Raw genomic sequence first — 15208 nt, 5'->3', positions numbered from 1 at the left:
GTGAACGACCAGGTACATATGGTCACCGGCACCAACGTCAACTACTCATAGACCCCCTCCACATACCAGTGCCGCTGCCGGTAGCACAGCAGCAGCGCACGGCTCTCCCCATCGCCCCCGAGCAGCACCTGAGCCCGAGCCGTGCGGCCTTTCCCCCGCTCCGGGTCCCACCAGCGCTCATCGACGGGCCACGGCCCCGCCCACCAGCGCAACGCCCCGCGATAGCCCGAACCCGTCAACCCCACGGGATCGGTGGAGAACATCCCCCGGTCCGTCACCCGAACCGAATTACCCTGTACATCAACAAGTTCCACCGGATCATCCAGCAGGACCACCGGAGCAGGCTCCGGTAGCCGTCCCGGCCAGGGGTGGGTCGGATCGCTGCGCGGCACCACCTCATCCCCCAGCGGGGTGAGCGTGATGCGTTCGGCCGGTCCCCGTCCACCGCTGAGCACCGGCACCTGCACCGCTTCCGGCCCCAGCAGCCCCTGGACCCGCACCAGCGCCCGCCGGGCCCGCATCCGGTCGTCGTCCCCGGAGGAGCCCCACAACGGCAACTGCAGCGCCGCCGCCGAGACGACCTCGACCGGATGCAACCGCAGTACCGTGATAGGCCCGGTGGGCCCAACCCTACCCAGTCCCCGCCTGGTCAACCAGCCGTCCAGCTGCCACCGCACCCGGTCCGCGGTGGCGTCCTCGGTCAGAGGTTCAGCGCACCGCCAAACGCGTTGCAATTCTTCACCATTGGCGGTCACCGCATCGATGGCCAGCCGGGTGCACCCCACCCCGGCGGACTCCAGGCTGCGGTGCAGCCGGCCGGCCAGCGAGCGCCCGGCGAATGCCGCCGCGTCCACTCGGTCGATCGGCGGGTCGCAGTCCATCACGGCATCGAGGTCCACCGGAGTCTCCGGCCCCGATGGTCGCCGCGCCGGTTCACCCCGCGAAAACCGGTGCGCGACCACGGCATCCGCCCCGAACCGGGACGCCACGTCGGCCCGGGACAGCGCCGCGAACTGCCCGATGGTCCGAATACCCATGCGCCACAGCAAGTCCGACAGCTCTTCCCGCCCCTCGCCGGACAGGCTCGGCTCGGTGGCCAGCTGCCGGATCGACAATTCGGCAAGAAACTGCGCATCCTCACCCGGCGCGAGGATCCGTCCCGCCCGGGCCGCGAACACCGCGGTGGGCAACTGATCGGCGATGCCGACCTGACATTCGACCCCGGCCGTCCCCACCGCGTCGACCAGCCGCTCGGCCGCGGTCTGTTCGGACCCGAAGTACCGGGCCGCTCCACGTACCGGTAATACCAGCAGCCCCGGTCGCAGCACCTCCGCGCGCGGCACGACCTCGTCGACCGCAGCCGTCACTCCCTCGAAGTGCCGGGCGTCCCGCGCCGGGTCGGCTGTGGCGACATGCAATTGGGGACAACGGGCCTGCGCTTCCCGGCGCCGCAGCCCGCGCCGCACCCCCAACGCCCGGGCCGAGGCCGAACAGGCCGCCACCCGGTTCGCCAGAGTGACCGCCACCGGCTCGGTCACCGGCAGCCCGGCCGCCACTGCCGCGGCCACCGCGGGCCAATCCATGCACCAGATGGCCAGTACCCGGTGCGCAGGATCGGACATCTCACCCACCCACCGCTTGGAGCGGGCGCATCGAGCGGCCCCGGGCCCGCGTGTCCAGCCGTACCCGGCCGATCCGTCCGCACCCCGGGACCGGGTCTCCGGCACCCGCGCCGACCACCTCATACCCGCGGACCCTGGCCTCCAACCGGGCCGTCGCCCCAGGCCAGTCGCCATCGGTGACCAGCAGAGTGCACTCACGCTGCCGGGCCCGGGACGCCACCACCCGTGCCCGGCCGGCCGGCACCGACTTGCCACCCAAGCCGAGCAGCACCAGATCGAGCCCGTCCATGAGCACCGCGGCCACCTCCACCGGGTCCGGTCCTGGGTCTGGGATGAGCGCGATGCGTTCCAGGTCGGCCCCCATCTCCACCGCCGCCAGCAGCCCGACCTTGGGCTGACCGACGATGGCCGCATACCCACCGGACGCCGTCACCGCAGCCACCATCCGCAACGGCAGCGACCGGGCCCCCGAGAGCACCGCGACCGTGCCGCGGGGCAACACGTCGGGCAGCAGCTCAGACTGGGAATCCGGCGTTTCCAGCAAACTTTCGACAACCTTCGGAGCCGGCTCCGACCGACCCCGGTCCCGGCCACGCAGACCTGCCGGCCCGGACATCTCGGCGATCTTGCGCCGGAGCTGTTCCAGCTGGTCAGCACGGTCAACCCGGCTATCCGCCAGACTGGTCACAGCCGCCACAACAACACCTCCCACACCATCAGCCACCACCGTTATTCGAATATTTGTTCGATACCGTGAGTAAACACCCACCCACCGACACGGTCAAGCTGCGGCCATCCCTGAACCGGCCCACCCTTGCGATACTCAGACGGTGTCGATAGTCTCATTTGAGACTTTTCATCCAGCTTGAGTCTCATCACGGCCGATCGGCACAAAGACCAACCGGAAGCGAGCCAGGAGATGACGCAATCCCTGCGACGAAACCCCAACCCCGGCAAGGGAACAGCGCAGCGCGCGACCAAGCTGCCACCCGGGCCACGCGGGATCCCCGGACTCGGGATCGCGCCACAACTGGCTCGCGACATCTACGGCTACCTGCCATCGGTGGCGCGCAAGTACGGTGACGTCGCACGACTACCGGTACCTGGCCAGGACCTCATCCTCGTCAGCCATCCCGATCACGTACATCACGTGATGACCCGCAATTCCAGCGGTTACGGCAAGGGCGCGATGAACATGGAGCTCATCGACGGCGAGGATCACGCCCCGCTACCGGTTGCCGACGGCGAGCAGTGGAAGCGCATGCGCAGGCTGCTGAGCCCGAGATTCACCGCGCAGAGCATGCAGGAACTCAGCAACAAGGTCGTCGACGACATCATCCGCCATCTCGATGACACCTGGGATCCCGCAGCCGCATCCGGTCGCCCGGTAGACCTCGAAGACAACCTGTCCACGATGGCGCTGTCCGTGCTGCTGCGTGGCGCCTGCTCCCAAGAAGACCTCGACGACCACACCATCGCTCGACTAGCCGAGGAGATCCGCAGCTACGCGCTGTACGCCGGGTCGCGCATGGTCATGCACTCGATGCCCGCCGCGCTACCCAGACCATTTGCCAAGCGCGGCAAGGCCGCTCGCCACTATTTGGACGAATTCGCGGTGACCGCCATCAACGACCGGATCGCCAATCCCCGACCCGACACGGACATGATCTCTCTGATCTTGGAGGCCCGCTTCGAGGACGGGAGCCCGATGACTGTCACACAACTCAAATCAGAACTGGGCGGGCTGATCTTCGGCGGCTTCGAAACCACCTCGTCGGCCTTGGCCTGGACGTTCACCCTGCTGGCCCAACACCCAGACGTAGAAGCACGCGCACGCGCCGAAGTCGACGCCCTCGGCCTCCTGGGCCGCAAACCCGGCTACGCCGATCTGGCCCAATTGCCTTTCGTCCGAGCTTGTTTCGACGAATCGATGCGCATCCAGGGCGGCCCCATGTACCTGAGGGAAGCTCTCGTCGAAGATGAGATCGGCGGATACCGGATTCCCAAGGGCGCCACGGTGATCGTGTCGCCTACCGTGCTGCACAACGACCCGCGATTCTGGAATGCACCGCAGCGATTCCATCCGGACCGTTTCCGCACCGACAAGATCGACAAGAACGCTTTCATCCCGTTCAACATCGGGCAACGCAAATGCCTCGGCTACCAGATGGCATACATGGAAGCGATATTCACCATTGCGCTGGTCCTGGGACGGTTCCGGCTGCAGCTGCCCGCCGGGTTCGAACTGCGCCCCGCGTTCCGCGTCTCGACCGGAATCAAAGGCGGCGTCGCCGCGAAAATCACTGACCGCTAACCACATCGGCGAGAGGACTTACCCGAGCATGTTTCATCACCCCCGCGTTCCCACCGAGATGGTCGCCAATCAGACCGCATCATTGATCTTCCTCGCGTTCACCGCACTGTCCTTCTTGGGCGTACTGACCTGGGCCACAAGATATTTCCTGCGCACACAGGACAAGCTTCCCCTCATCTTGATGGTCGGTGGCGCACTGTGCGGATTCCTGGAGCCATTCGGCGATCTTCTCGGCGCGACCTTCTACCCGCTGAACACGCCGCTGCTGGTGTTCGAAGCATTCGGACGTCAGATTCCGCTCTACGTATTCGTCGGGGAATCGATGTTCTTCGCCTCAGCGGTCTACATCGCCTATCGGTTCCTGCGCAGCGGCATGCCCACCCGCAAGCTGCTCACCATCATCGTCGCCTTCAGCGCGTTCGACGCCGCGATGGAGATGACGTGTATCCACTTCCACGTCATGACCTACTACGGCAACAACCCGCTACTGGTCCTGGGACTGCCGCTGTACGCCATCGTGCAGAACGGTGCGCTGGCGGTGGTCGGAGGCTGGACCATCCTGGTCCTCGAGCCGAAATTCCAAGGCCGCCGGGCCTGGTGGCTGGCCCCGATGGTCCCTATCAGCTTCGGCCTGCAGGCGTTCGTCACCACTTGGCCCATGTATCTCGGGTTGAACAGTGACTTCTCGCGGCCGACCATGCTTGCACTCGGCTTGATATCGACCGCATTGAACCTTGCGCTGCCGCTGCTGTGCATCTACTCGCCGCAAGCAGCAGCCGCACGCCGGTCCGCCCCGGCACCAGTCGACCTCCACGAAAGGCTGCCGCACCTGCGCTGACCGCCGATGCAGCACCTAGGGTGGTCAGATCATGACGACGTCGAAGCCGAGCACGACGGAGCTGGCCGCCCAAGGCCAGCTCTTCGTCGAGCTGATCGCCGCCGAAGACGACGCCGTCGACGCACGTGTCCTCGATGCCGCCGCCGAACTGATCGGCGAGTACGGCGAGCACGTCGTGACCATGACCGACATCGGCGAGCACTCGGGCGTGGGACGAGCCACCATTTTTCGCAGGTTCGGTTCGAAACAGACCGTCATCGACCGCATGTTGCAGCGTGAGCTCCGCAAGTTCGTCGTCGACTTGATCAACGCATCCGCGGAGTGCGAAACACGCTCCGATGTTCTCACCGAACTGCTCGTCCAGGCCGTGTCATTCGCCCGCACCAATCCGGTCGTCCGGCGCCTCGTCGCGAGTGAACCCGAACGGCTCGTGCAATTCGCCCGGTCGGAAGAGTCCGCGTCGATGTTGATCGCGCGCGCGCTGATCCTGGGCCTGGTCAAGCGCTTCGAAGCCGCGTCAACCGCTCCGCACGAGATGGAACACGTGGCCGACGTCGTCGCACACCTGGCGATCGGTTACGCCCTGGTACCGAATTCCAGCCTCGACCTGAGCGACGAAGACCACCTGCGCCGGACCATCGGCACCATCCTCTCCGGGCTCTGATGCGCTGATAGCGGCACTGAGCCGCGAAAACCGGTACGCTCGTAACTGGAATAGGTCTGGAATCCCGCTCGGGCTTGGTGGACCGTTGCGCTAGTGGAAGGCATGCATCGTGCGTTCGAATCGTCTGGTCCACCGCATCACAGTCGCCGCCGGCGGCACCGCGCTCATCGCGATGATCGGCCTCACCGCGGGCTGCGGCGAAGAGAAGAAAGCCCCCGAGACGCCCTCGTCGACGACCACCACGACCACCACGACGACATCGGCGGCGGTCACCCCGACCGAGAAGTCGCTCAGTCCGAACGGTGGCAACCTGTTCACTCCGACGGTCACGGCCAACCCGGCGCCCACCGCAACACCGGGCACCCACCGCAACTGACAACCGCCCCGGGTTGCCAACCGGCCCAGCAGAATCCGGGTTCGCGCTACCGTTGCCACATGTCACCGCCGACTCGGACACCGTCCAAGCGATGGCTGTTGGCCCTGGCACTTGCCGCCACCCTGACGCTGGTCTTCAACCTGCCCAGCCCGGGCCGGCCGACCGCGGCACCTGACCAGCCATCGGGCACCATCGACGGCCCCTTCGCGTCGCTGCTGGCGTCCTCCACCGATCTCGGACGCGCGCACGCGCAGCAGCGCGTCCAGCTCACCGCCACTCTCGATGACGGCTACCGGCCGGATGCCCTGATCAATTGGGCTGAGTTGCAACGACTTTCGGTGCGCTGGCGGCCGGGCGACACCTGGGCCGTCGTCGAAGGCGACCCCGACCGCATGAGCACCGCCTTCGGCGTCCAGGTGCACGACTACCGCAGCCGGCGTGGGCAGGAGTTCTACGCCGCGCCGCAACAGCCCCAAGTCCCCACCGAATTGCACGGCACGGTCACCGAATTGGGCCGGATCCTCAGCTACACGCCGCATCACGAATCCACCCCACCACCCCGGCCACTCGGTGTGCCGGAACGCGGCCTGACCCCCAGCCACCTGCTCAGCGCCTATCACGCCGACAAGCTGGCCGCCGCCGGCTACACCGGCAAGGGCACCACGGTGGTGGTCTTCGCCTTCAACGGCTACGACCAAGCCGACCTGGACCAGTTCGCCACCACCTTCGGCCTGCCCAAATTCACCCCGGTCCTCGTCGGCGGGAAACCCGGCGACGACCACGGCGAGACCACCATGGATCTCGAGGTGATCCACGCCATCGCGCCCGACGCCCGACTGGTCGTCGTCAACGCCCGTCCCACGGTCACCGGCGATGGCGCCTACCTGAAGATCGGCGAGATGTTCGAACAGGCCGACCGCGATTTCCCCGGCGCGATCTGGAGCCTGTCGATCGGCTGGGGTTGCGACAAGCTGACGACCGCGGCCGACCTCGCGCCCGTCCGTTCCGCGTTGGCCACCGCAGCATCACACGGCACCACGGCCTTTGACGCCAGCGGTGACCTGGCCGGGCTGGAATGCAAGGGCGGCGACGACTGGGATTCCCCGCCCGGCCCGAACGACATCGGTCTGGATTCGGTGGCGTCCCTGCCTGAGATGACCAACGTCGGCGGCAGCACCCTGTCCACCGACGCCGACGGCCAATGGCTGGACGAACAGGCCTGGTTCAACGTCCCACTCTCCCAGGGCACCGGCGGCGGGGTTTCCACGCTGTTCGACCGGCCACGCTGGCAGTCGAATGCGGCGGACCACATCGACCCGAAACGCAGTATGGGGAAGCGCATGACGCCGGACATCTCGGCCGTCGCCGATCCCTACACCGGCGTGAGAATCGTTGTGGACAAAGAGGTTGTCGTCGGCGGCGGCACCTCACAGGCGGCGCCGATCTGGGCCGGGCTGACCGCCATCATGGACCAGCACCTCACCGCAAACGGCGGGCGACCGATCGGCGCCCTCAACCCACAGCTGTACCGCATCGCCACCGGCGCCCCGCACCCGGCGTTCCGCGATATCACCCTGGGCGGCAACGCCATTGACACCGCGGGCCCCGGCTACGACCTGGTCAGTGGCCTCGGCACCCCGAATCTGGAGAACCTGGTGGCCGACCTGGCGCTGTTGCAGAAGGTGACGCAGTGAGCACCCAACTCGAAGACCGGCCGATGATGGAGTGCGGCGTCTGCCAGCTGGACGTCCCGGCCGGCGAGTACTGCGGACTGTGCGGCGCACCGTTGAGCGAACACCGCCACGACGGACCGCGCTGGTTGCGGGCGCGATCGTTCAGCGCCGCACCCGGGCAGCACCTGCTTCGGCCGTCTATCACCAGCTCGCTGTTCCCGCACCTGTCACCGCGGTCGCGCACGTCGTTCATGCTCGGACTCATCGCTCTGGTGCTGGCACTGGCCGCCACCGCGATGCTCCGCCTACCCGGGGCCCTGGTCGCGGTCGCGGTCCTCGGGCTGCCCGTGATCTTCGGAATCTATCTTCGGGAATCCGAATTCAATCGGGACGCACCCCGCGGCAACCTGTGGCTGGCCGCTGGCATGGCCATCACCCTGGGCGTCGGGTGGGCACTGCTCACCGGCGCTGTGGCCGCCCGGTCCTACGGCATCCCGCTGGGCGCGGGCATTGCGGCAGCTCGCATGCTGCGGACCGGCGTCGGCGTCACGCTCGGTGGCCTGTTGCTCATGCAGGTACCCACGCTGACAATTCGGCTGCTCCGGCCCGGCCACCGAGAAGCCTTGCACGGCTATGCCATTGGCGCCCATGCCGCCATCTACTTCACCGCCGCGGCGACCCTGACCCGGCTCGCCCCGCAATTCGCCACCGGCATGGTCAACCGGGATCGCCCGCTGCAGGGTCTGTTGGTCGAAGCCGGCATCCGTGGCCTGGCCACTCCCATCATCGCGGCCACCGTCGGCGGCCTGATCGGTGCGGCACTGTGGTTCACCCGGCCACCGAACAAGGCGAACACACACCGCGGCTACGTCCGGTTGACACTCACTCTGATCGCGGTGATCGTCGCCGTGGTCTATGCGCTGCTCGGCCTGATCGACATGGTGCAGCTGCCGCAGTTGTTGCAGCTGGCCCTGTATCTGGCCCTCACCGCCGTTGCGCTGCTGGCGTTACGCGTCGGACTGCACCTGGCGCTGCTGCACGAGGCGCACGACGACTACAACATGGACGAGCCGCTGCTGTGCACCCAGTGCGGCCACGTGGTGCCCGACGCCCCGTTCTGCGCGGCCTGCGGAGCCGCCACCCGGGCATCGTCACGGGCCGCACGTCACGGCCAGCGCACCGACCGTCCGGTACCCAACGACAGCCTGACGGTGGGGCTCCTCCCCGGCTACTCGCTGCATGCCACGTCCTACTCGGCAACGCCGACCCGGACCACGAAACGCGTTCAGGTGACGCTGATCTTTGCCCTCGCCGCGGTGGTCGTGGCCGCGCTCCTGGTCGGGGTGTCCGGACTGCTGGAGAAACCGGCAGTGCGGTACGTGTGCCCACCCGAATGCGGCCATCCGCCCATGGGCCAGCCGGTGACCATCAACCCCCGGTTCACCGCGCCTGACGGCTCGTTCAGCGTCGCCTACCCGGCCGCCGGGGCGGCCTACGAGGTGACCAAGGACGACAACGGCGTCCTGGCGAAACTGCTGGCCGGCGACGGCGGGATGCTGCAGTTGTTCAGCCGGCCCGCGACCGGACGGCAGCCGAAAGACATTGCCGCCGAACTGATCACGTCGAGCTATCCGGACGCCAAGACCGCGTACGAGGTCCCGAACGCGATGGTCGGATACCAGGCGGGCTACGGCCTCGTCGCCGACTGGTATCCGCAGGGCGCCAGCCGCAAATTCTCTCGGATGCGGCTGCTGGTGCTGGTCGCCGTCAAGAACGACCTGGCACTCATCGCCGCCGCGACGGGGCCGTACCACCCCTTCGGACCGGACTTCGGGTCCGGAAAACCGTCCGCCGTCGGCCTGCAACTGGCCCTCGACATGGGCCAGTACGTCAACAGCTTCGCCTGGCGGGGCGACCCGCCGCGCTGAGCGTCGACGGCTCATCGGTCGTGTGGCGCCGCCCGATATGGGCTTCGGCGCGCATCCGCTCGACCATGTGCGGGTAGTGCAGCTCGAACGCCGGGCGCTCCGAACGGATCCGGGGCAGCTCGGTGAAGTTGTGCCGCGGCGGCGGGCAGGACGTGGCCCACTCCAGGGAGTTGCCGTGGCCCCACGGGTCGTCTACTAACACCGGCTCGCCGTAACGCCAGCTCTTGAACACGTTCCACACGAAGGGCAGCGTCGATATGCCCAAGATGAACGCCCCGATCGACGAAACGATATTGAGCGTGGTGAAACCGTCTGTCGGCAGGTAGTCGGCATACCGACGCGGCATACCTGAGTCGCCCAGCCAGTGCTGCACCAGGAAGGTGGTGTGGAAACCGATGAAGGTCAGCCAGAAGTGCAGCTTGCCGAGTCGCTCGTCGAGCAGACGGCCCGTCATCTTCGGGAACCAAAAGTAAATGCCCGCGTAGGTGGCGAACACGATCGTGCCGAACAGCACGTAATGGAAATGTGCGATAACGAAATACGACTCGGTGACGTGGAAGTCCAGCGGCGGGCTGGCCAGCAGCACACCCGACAGGCCACCGAGCAGGAACGTGATCAGGAAGCCTGCGGTGAACAGCATCGGCGTCTCGAAGGTCAATTGCCCCTTCCACATGGTGCCGATCCAGTTGAAGAACTTGATACCGGTCGGGACCGCGATCAGGAACGTCATGAACGAGAAGAACGGCAACAGCACGGCGCCGGTGGCGTACATGTGGTGTGCCCACACGCCCATGGACAGTGCCGCGATACTCATCGTGGCGTAGACCAAGGTTGTATAGCCGAAGATCGGCTTGCGGGAGAACACCGGAACGATTTCGCTCACGATGCCGAAGAACGGCAGCGCAATGACGTACACCTCGGGGTGGCCGAAGAACCAGAACAGGTGTTGGTAGAGCATCATTCCGCCGTTGGCCGGGTCGTAGATGTGGGCACCCAGGCGGCGGTCAGCGGCCAGACCGAACAGGGCGGCGGTCAGCAGCGGGAAGATCATGAGCACCAAGATCGAGGTGATGAAGATGTTCCAGGTGAAGATCGGCATGCGGAACATCGTCATGCCCGGGCAGCGCATGCAGACCACGGTGGTGATCATGTTGACCGCACCGAGGATCGTGCCCAAGCCACCGACGGCTACGCCGAGAATCCAGAGATCGGCACCGGCACCCGGGGAGTGGATCGCATCCGACAATGGGGTGTAGGCGGTCCAACCGAAGTCAGCCGCGCCACCGGGGGTGATGAAGCCGGACAGTGCAATCAGAGCGCCGAAAACGAAGAGCCAGAACGACAACGCGTTCAGCCGCGGGAACGCCACGTCCGGGGCGCCGATCTGCAGCGGCAGCACCAGGTTGGCGAAGCCGAACACGATCGGGGTCGCGTAGAAGAGCAGCATCGCCGTGCCATGCATGGTGAACAGCTGGTTGTACTGCTCGTTGGACAGGAACTGTAATCCGGGCAGCGCCAGCTCCGCGCGAATGAACAGCGCCATCAGGCCGCCGATGAAGAAGAAGATGAAACAGACGACGCAGTACATGATGCCGATCAGCTTGTGATCGGTGGTGGTCACCAGCTTGTAGATTAGGTTGCCCTTGGGGCCCATACGCTCCGGGAACGGGCGACCAGCCTGAAGTTGTGCGACCGGAGGCGCTTCTGCCGTCATGACTGCCCACTCACGACCGGACTACCGTTCCGGCTGGGCTGCTTTCCAATGGCACCACCGCCACCAACCTCTCTGGATCGCGTTGCCACGAACGCTATTGACCGGTTGGGCACTCATGGCAGGGCCATAAGTCCCAACCGGCTCAGATCAGAAGTTGTGATGCACCCCAGGCTGCGCAGTCTGCGGCAGCGGCGCCAACACCGACGGCGTAAAAGAATTCGGTCCCGACGGGTCGATCGACTTCTGGGTCGGCGACACGGGGGCGGGTGGCGTCGTGGTCGTCGTCGTGGGCGTGGTGTTGCCTGGCGGAGACTGGTTACCACCGCAGGCAGCGGTGAGAACGCCTAGCGCAACGATCGCGCCGGCAGCTGCGACGACCCTGGGGGCACAGCGCTGGAATCCACTTGTCGGACAAGAAGACTCAGTAATTCGACCCATCGGAGCACCTCTACGTACGGCGTTGCTCGTTGTGCCATCGGCACGGACACCAAGCAACGCCCCTCATGGTTCCGCCACCGAGAACCGCAGGAAAGAGACGAAGGTCATCAACCCGACTGCGCTAAGCCCTCGCTGCTATGAAGCTCAGCCGCGAGCCGAGGTGCAGAGGATGCCATGCGCCCGGCGCACCAGCGCAGCGGCGGGACCGGGATCGGCACCGGTCTCACCGACGATTCCGTCGACGGCACCCTGGGTGCCCGAGCCTGTCATCAGCATCTGGCACGCCCGGAGGCCGGCCTGAAGCACCGCATCGTCATCGCCGGGGAAGCCGGCTGCGCGGGCCTGATTGATGAAACGCTGCTGTTCCGGCGTTATCGGAATGGGCCACGCGGACGCCGTCCCGGCACAGACCCCGAATGCAGCCCCGGCCACGAGCACCGTGCTCGCTACCCGCATGACAAATCCACGTGATGACATGAGCTTCCCCCGCTCCCCCGCGGCGCGGGCGTCCCAGATCGAGACGCCTCGAACGACCGACGGCACACAGCCTACGCCGGGCTAGCGCGGACTCACTCCCATTCGATGGTGCCCGGCGGCTTGCTGGTGATGTCCAGCACCACGCGGTTGACCTCAGGCACCTCGTTGGTGATCCGGGTCGAAATGCGTTCCAGCACTTCGTAAGGCACGCGCGTCCAGTCGGCGGTCATGGCGTCCTCGCTGGACACCGGACGCAGCACGATCGGGTGCCCGTAGGTCCGTCCGTCGCCCTGCACGCCGACCGAGCGCACATCGGCGAGCAGCACCACGGGGCACTGCCAGATGCTCTGGTCCTGGCCGGCCGCGGTGAGCTCCTCACGAGCGATCGAGTCGGCGCGGCGCAGCGTGTCCAGCCGGGGACCCGTCACCTCTCCGACGATCCGGATACCCAGACCAGGGCCCGGGAACGGCTGGCGCCCAACGATTTCCTCGGGCAGGCCCAGCTCGCGGCCGACAGCCCGCACCTCGTCCTTGAACAGCAGCCGCAGCGGCTCGACGAGTTTGAACTTCAGGTCCTCTGGCAAGCCGCCGACGTTGTGGTGGCTCTTGATGTTGGCGGTACCGGTACCGCCGCCGGATTCGACGACGTCCGGGTACAGCGTGCCCTGGACGAGGTACTCGATCTCGGCTTCGCTGCTGCCCAGGGTGTCACGCACCGCGCCCTCGAAGGCCCGGATGAACTCGCGGCCGATGATCTTGCGCTTGCCTTCGGGGTTGGTCACCCCGGAGAGGGCGTCGAGGAAGCGGTCGGCCTCGTCGACGGTGACGAGCTTGGCGCCGGTGGCGGCGACGAAGTCGCGTTCCACCTGCTCGCGCTCGCCCGCGCGCAGCAGGCCGTGGTCGACGAACACACAGGTCAGCCGGTCACCGATGGCCCGCTGGACCAGCGCGGCAGCCACCGCCGAGTCGACGCCGCCGGACAGGCCGCAGATGGCCTGGCCGTCGCCGATCTGCTCGCGCACCTGCTCGACCAGCTGGTCGGCGATGTTGGCCGCGGTCCAGGTCGCGCCGATACCGGCGAAGTCGTGCAGGAAGCGGCTGAGCACCTGCTGGCCGTGCGGGGAGTGCATCACTTCGGGGTGGTACTGGACGCCGGCCAGCTTGCGGGCGCGGTCCTCGAACGCGGCGACCGGGGCGCCGGGGCTGCTGGCCACCACCTCGAACCCGGCCGGTGCCGCGGTGACCGCGTCGCCATGGCTCATCCACACCGGCTGTGAGTCCGGCAGCCCTGAATGCAGTTCTCCGCCAGCCACTTTCAACTCGGTCCGACCGTATTCACTGGTGCCGGTGTGCGCCACGGTGCCGCCGAGCGCCTGGGCCATGGCCTGGAACCCGTAGCAGATGCCGAACACCGGGACCCCGAGGTCGAAGATCGCGGCGTCCAGCTGCGGAGCGCCGTCGTCGTAGACGCTGGACGGCCCACCGGACAGCACGATGGCCTGCGGGTTCTTGGCCTTGATCTCCTCGACCGTCGCGGTGTGCGGCAGGACCTCGGAGAAAACCCGCGCCTCGCGCACCCGGCGGGCGATCAGCTGCGCGTACTGCGCACCGAAGTCGATGACCAGAACGGGCTGTGAAGCTGGTGTTTGCACCCGCTCAGTCTAGTGGTGGGCAGCCGGAGGCTCTGCCAGCCGCTCGACGGCCACGCCCACGGCGGTGCGGACCTCGTCGTCGGTCATCTCGCCGAGTCCCAGCGCCGACCGCAGGAATGGCCCGAGCAGGCGCCAACCCAGCTGCAGCGCAATGATGTTGGCCACCGCGAGCCGGGCCTGGTTCTCGTCGGCGTACCGGGGCATGAATTCGTCGAGCAGCCGCGTCATGTTGGGAAATGTGGTCTGCAACTCCCCTACCGGGTAGCCGTCGAGCGCGGCCCGGGCGATCACCCGGAGCTGCTGATCAAGCGCCGCATCGACCACGTCGGCGGGCGCACCGGCCTCGATCAGTTCCTTGAGCCGCTGGCCCAGATGGTCCAGCACCGCTCCGACCAGCTTTTCCTTGGAACCGATGTGCCGGAACACCAGCCCGTGGTTGACGTTGGACTTGGCCGCGATATCGCGGATCGACGTGGCCGCCGGCCCGCGCGCGGCGAATAGCTCGGCCGCGGCTTCGAGGATGGCCGCGACCACCTCATCCCGGCCCACTGGCGCGCCTGTAGTCATGTGGCTACACTAGCGTCCATGCACTGTAGTCAACTGACTACAGTCGCTTCCGTTGAAAGGATCGCCATGTTGACCGTCACCAAATTGACCAGCAAGATCGGCGCCGTCGTCGACGGTGTGCGCCTGGGCGGCGACCTGTCCCCCGAGACCGTCGCCGACATCCGCACCGCGCTGCTCGAGCACAAGGTCATCTTCTTCCGCGGCCAGGACCACCTCGACGACGCGCAGCAGCAGGCCTTCGGGGAACTGATGGGCGATCTGGCCGGCCACCACGCGATGAAGCGCGCCGACGCACCGAAGATCACGCCGATCGACTCGGAGTACGGCAAGGCCAACCGGTGGCACACCGACGTCACGTTCATGCCCGACTACCCCTCGGCGTCGGTCCTACGGGCGGTCACCCTGCCGACCTACGGCGGTTCCACCTTGTGGGCTTCCACCGCCGCGGCCTACGACGCACTGCCGGCGCCGCTCAAGGCACTGGTCGAGAACCTTCGGGCCGTGCACTCCAACCGGTTCGACTACATCAAGGACGTCACGGTGGATACCGCGCACCTGACCGACGAGCAAAAGGGCTACCAGGCCGAGTTCCAGAAACCCGACTTCCGCACCGAGCACCCGGTGGTGCGCGTGCACCCGGAGACCGGGGAACGCACCCTGGTGGCCGGCCAGTTCGTGCGCGGCTTCGTCGGCGTGGACAGCTACGAGTCAGCGGCCCTGCTGGAGCTGCTGCAGCGCCGAATCACCATGATGGAGAACACCGTTCGCTGGGACTGGCAGCCCGGCGACGTCGCGATGTGGGACAACCGGGCCACCCAGCACCGCGCCGTCGACGACTACGACGGCCAGCACCGGCTGATGCACCGCGTCACGCTGACCGGCGATGTGCCGGTTGACGTCCACGGGACGCCGAGCCGGGTCATCAGCGCGGCATAACCAGGGATT

The 15208-nt window shown here is 66.9% G+C and carries 13 protein-coding genes; 7 read left to right on the top strand and 6 right to left on the bottom strand.

All coding sequences use genetic code 11. The annotated features are described in order from the left end of the window. Positions 1–41: 41 nt before the first annotated feature. Positions 42–1622, bottom strand: a complete 1581-nt coding sequence (locus ACNO8X_RS10045) for a DNA polymerase Y family protein (RefSeq protein ID WP_418005151.1) — start codon at positions 1620–1622, stop codon at positions 42–44. 1 nt (position 1623) lies between these two features. Then, positions 1624–2319 (bottom strand): hypothetical protein, encoded by a 696-nt coding sequence (locus ACNO8X_RS10040; protein WP_418005150.1) that lies wholly within the window; start codon positions 2317–2319, stop codon positions 1624–1626. Between the two features lie 222 nt (positions 2320–2541). Here ACNO8X_RS10040 and ACNO8X_RS10035 point away from each other — a divergent pair, with 222 nt between their 5' ends. The 6 genes from ACNO8X_RS10035 to ACNO8X_RS10010 all read left to right on the top strand — a co-directional run bounded on the left by ACNO8X_RS10035 (position 2542) and on the right by ACNO8X_RS10010 (position 9415). Beyond that, positions 2542–3936 (top strand): cytochrome P450, encoded by a 1395-nt coding sequence (locus ACNO8X_RS10035; protein ID WP_418005149.1) that lies wholly within the window; start codon positions 2542–2544, stop codon positions 3934–3936. A 28-nt stretch (positions 3937–3964) separates the two neighbouring features. Continuing rightward, positions 3965–4774 carry a hypothetical protein gene (locus tag ACNO8X_RS10030; protein WP_418005148.1) on the top strand — a complete coding sequence of 270 codons (810 nt, stop codon included), beginning with the start codon at positions 3965–3967 and terminating at the stop codon, positions 4772–4774. A 31-nt stretch (positions 4775–4805) separates the two neighbouring features. Then, entirely contained in the window at positions 4806–5438 is a 633-nt protein-coding gene (locus ACNO8X_RS10025; protein WP_418005147.1) for a TetR/AcrR family transcriptional regulator, read from the top strand. A 109-nt stretch (positions 5439–5547) separates the two neighbouring features. Beyond that, the gene (locus ACNO8X_RS10020; RefSeq protein WP_418005146.1) at positions 5548–5814 is read left to right on the top strand and encodes a hypothetical protein; all 267 of its coding nucleotides are present in this window, start codon (positions 5548–5550) and stop codon (positions 5812–5814) included. Between the two features lie 59 nt (positions 5815–5873). Continuing rightward, entirely contained in the window at positions 5874–7508 is a 1635-nt protein-coding gene (locus ACNO8X_RS10015) for a S53 family peptidase (RefSeq protein ID WP_418005145.1), read from the top strand. A gap of 23 nt (positions 7509–7531) precedes the next feature. Continuing rightward, positions 7532–9415, top strand: coding sequence for a zinc ribbon domain-containing protein (locus ACNO8X_RS10010; protein ID WP_418005845.1), 1884 nt, complete (start codon positions 7532–7534; stop codon positions 9413–9415). Here ACNO8X_RS10010 and ctaD read toward each other — a convergent pair. The 4 genes from ctaD to ACNO8X_RS09990 form a co-directional block, all read right to left on the bottom strand. Further along, the gene (gene ctaD, locus ACNO8X_RS10005; protein WP_418005144.1) at positions 9378–11129 is read right to left on the bottom strand and encodes a cytochrome c oxidase subunit I; all 1752 of its coding nucleotides are present in this window, start codon (positions 11127–11129) and stop codon (positions 9378–9380) included. The two genes, ACNO8X_RS10010 and ctaD, sit on opposite strands and share 38 nt — an antisense overlap. A 582-nt stretch (positions 11130–11711) precedes the next feature. Next, on the bottom strand, positions 11712–12023 hold the full coding sequence (locus ACNO8X_RS10000) for a DUF732 domain-containing protein (protein ID WP_418005143.1): 312 nt from the start codon (positions 12021–12023) through the stop codon (positions 11712–11714). Positions 12024–12136: 113 nt separating this feature from the next. After that, the gene (gene guaA / locus ACNO8X_RS09995; RefSeq protein WP_418005142.1) at positions 12137–13696 is read right to left on the bottom strand and encodes a glutamine-hydrolyzing GMP synthase; all 1560 of its coding nucleotides are present in this window, start codon (positions 13694–13696) and stop codon (positions 12137–12139) included. Between the two features lie 9 nt (positions 13697–13705). Continuing rightward, a complete protein-coding gene (locus ACNO8X_RS09990; protein ID WP_418005141.1) occupies positions 13706–14263 on the bottom strand; it encodes a TetR/AcrR family transcriptional regulator in 558 nt (185 codons plus the stop codon). A 66-nt stretch (positions 14264–14329) separates the two neighbouring features. On the opposite strand from ACNO8X_RS09990, the gene ACNO8X_RS09985 reads away from it, so the two are divergent. Then, positions 14330–15199, top strand: a complete 870-nt coding sequence (locus ACNO8X_RS09985; protein ID WP_418005140.1) for a TauD/TfdA dioxygenase family protein — start codon at positions 14330–14332, stop codon at positions 15197–15199. The last annotated feature ends 9 nt before the right edge of the window (positions 15200–15208 follow it).

This window comes from Mycobacterium sp. PDNC021 (assembly GCF_048282635.1).
In the GTDB taxonomy this organism is placed as follows: domain Bacteria; phylum Actinomycetota; class Actinomycetes; order Mycobacteriales; family Mycobacteriaceae; genus Mycobacterium; species Mycobacterium llatzerense.
Note: the sequence above shows the minus strand (reverse complement) of the source record. Positions and strands in the feature narration are given on the sequence as shown.

What these genes read in the sequence shown, in the direction of transcription:
- ACNO8X_RS10045 (WP_418005151.1), bottom strand. Translation starts at nt 1,622, where the DNA reads ATGTCCGATCCTGCGCACCGGGTACTGGCCATCTGGTGCATGGATTGG.
- ACNO8X_RS10035 (WP_418005149.1), top strand. Translation starts at nt 2,542, where the DNA reads ATGACGCAATCCCTGCGACGAAACCCCAACCCCGGCAAGGGAACAGCG.
- ACNO8X_RS10030 (WP_418005148.1), top strand. Translation starts at nt 3,965, where the DNA reads ATGTTTCATCACCCCCGCGTTCCCACCGAGATGGTCGCCAATCAGACC.
- ACNO8X_RS10025 (WP_418005147.1), top strand. Translation starts at nt 4,806, where the DNA reads ATGACGACGTCGAAGCCGAGCACGACGGAGCTGGCCGCCCAAGGCCAG.
- ACNO8X_RS10015 (WP_418005145.1), top strand. Translation starts at nt 5,874, where the DNA reads ATGTCACCGCCGACTCGGACACCGTCCAAGCGATGGCTGTTGGCCCTG.
- ACNO8X_RS10010 (WP_418005845.1), top strand. Translation starts at nt 7,532, where the DNA reads ATGATGGAGTGCGGCGTCTGCCAGCTGGACGTCCCGGCCGGCGAGTAC.
- ctaD (WP_418005144.1), bottom strand. Translation starts at nt 11,129, where the DNA reads ATGACGGCAGAAGCGCCTCCGGTCGCACAACTTCAGGCTGGTCGCCCG.
- ACNO8X_RS10000 (WP_418005143.1), bottom strand. Translation starts at nt 12,023, where the DNA reads ATGCGGGTAGCGAGCACGGTGCTCGTGGCCGGGGCTGCATTCGGGGTC.
- ACNO8X_RS09990 (WP_418005141.1), bottom strand. Translation starts at nt 14,263, where the DNA reads ATGACTACAGGCGCGCCAGTGGGCCGGGATGAGGTGGTCGCGGCCATC.
- ACNO8X_RS09985 (WP_418005140.1), top strand. Translation starts at nt 14,330, where the DNA reads ATGTTGACCGTCACCAAATTGACCAGCAAGATCGGCGCCGTCGTCGAC.